1 protein-coding gene is annotated in these 1,333 nt (G+C 73.7%); it reads right to left on the bottom strand.

All coding sequences use genetic code 11. The features are described from left to right. Nucleotides 1-212: 212 nt before the first annotated feature. The gene (locus tag GKQ77_RS32765; RefSeq protein WP_219692785.1) at nucleotides 213-1,283 is read right to left on the bottom strand and encodes a GNAT family N-acetyltransferase; all 1,071 of its coding nucleotides are present in this window, start codon (nucleotides 1,281-1,283) and stop codon (nucleotides 213-215) included. Nucleotides 1,284-1,333: the final 50 nt, after the last annotated feature.

Raw genomic sequence — 1,333 nt, 5'->3', positions numbered from 1 at the left:
CTTCGGGGGCGGTGCGGATGGCCCCGTAAGGGGCGCGGGGAACTGCGCGACCAGCCACGACGTGCCCGCGGGGTCGGTGGGTTTTCGCGTGCGGGTTGTGTTGTAGTTGCTCGCGCCGTTCCCCGCGCCCCTTACGGGGCTTCCCTGCGGGTTGTGTTGTGGTTGCTCGCGCCGTTCCCCGCGCCCCTTACGGGGCTTCCCGTGGGCCCCGCTTAAATTTGGTGCAGGACGTAGATCTGTGTGTTGTCCCGGTCCGGGTGGCGGGTGAAGCCTGTTCGGGTCAGGACTGCCTGGGATGGCTTGTTCTCCGGGTCCACCCGGGCCAGCAGGGACGTGGTCTCGGGGTGGGAGAGGGCCCACTCCGAGAGAGAACGCAGCGCCGTCGTGGCATAGCCACGACCCCTCGCCGCCTCCGCCAAGTCGTAGCCGATTTCTACGCGGCCCTCGTCGTCCGGCGGGCCGTGGAAACCCATCGCGCCCACCGCCAGTTCGTCCTCCGTGCGGACCAGCACGTACATGCCCCACTCGGGGCGGTGCACCCCGTCCGCGTACGCCTTCGCCAGTTTTCCGGCGGCGCCGCGCGTGCCGTTGAAGGGGCCGCCCTCGATCCAGGTCAGGCCGCCCGTGCCGCCCGCCGCGAGGTCCGCGGCCGCCGCGGGGGACACCTCGCGCAGTGCCAGCGGGCCCGCCGGCAGGGAGCGGGCGTTGTGCCAGCGCCAGGACAGGAGGCGGTCGCGGCCCGGCAGGGTGCCTCGGCCCGTGGCCCAGAGCAGGACCCGCCATGGCGAGCCCCCCGAGGGTGGTACGTGCGGGAAGAGGTGGGCCAGCACCGCCCCGCAGAGTTCCGCGGGCGGCTCCGCGTCGGCGCCGAGCGCTTCGCAGATGTCGTACGTATGGAGCAGGACCTCGGCGACGCCCATCGCGGCGAAGCCCGCCGCGTCCGCGCTGCCGGAGGGGTAGGGGTGGAAGCCGCGGACCCCGCGGGGCGTCGTGCGGACCGTCGCCGCGAGCAGGCGGCCGGTCGCCTCGATCACCTGGATCGCGCCCTCGGGGCCCGTGCCCTCGTCGAGCGTGACCTCGAAGGGGACCCAGCCGTCGGTGGCCCGGCCCGCCAACTGCCCGGCGTACGCGACGAAATCGCCCGCGATGTGTTCCGCCGTCTCCAGGCAGCTCCAGTCGAGCCCGCCCGCCTTGGCGCTCCAGTCGCGGTCGGCCACCGCCCGCAGCGCCCCCGCCGCGTGCGCCATGGCCTCGTCGATTCTGTCCCCACCCATGAGCAGCATCCGGCGAGCGTACGGGAGCGGGTCGCGCGGCCGCGCGGGGATTTAGGGGG

It is taken from the genome of Streptomyces anatolicus (genome assembly GCF_019400875.1).
Classification (GTDB): domain Bacteria; phylum Actinomycetota; class Actinomycetes; order Streptomycetales; family Streptomycetaceae; genus Streptomyces; species Streptomyces anatolicus.
The sequence above is the reverse complement of the archived record's forward strand: the minus strand, read 5'-3'. Positions and strand labels throughout refer to the sequence as shown.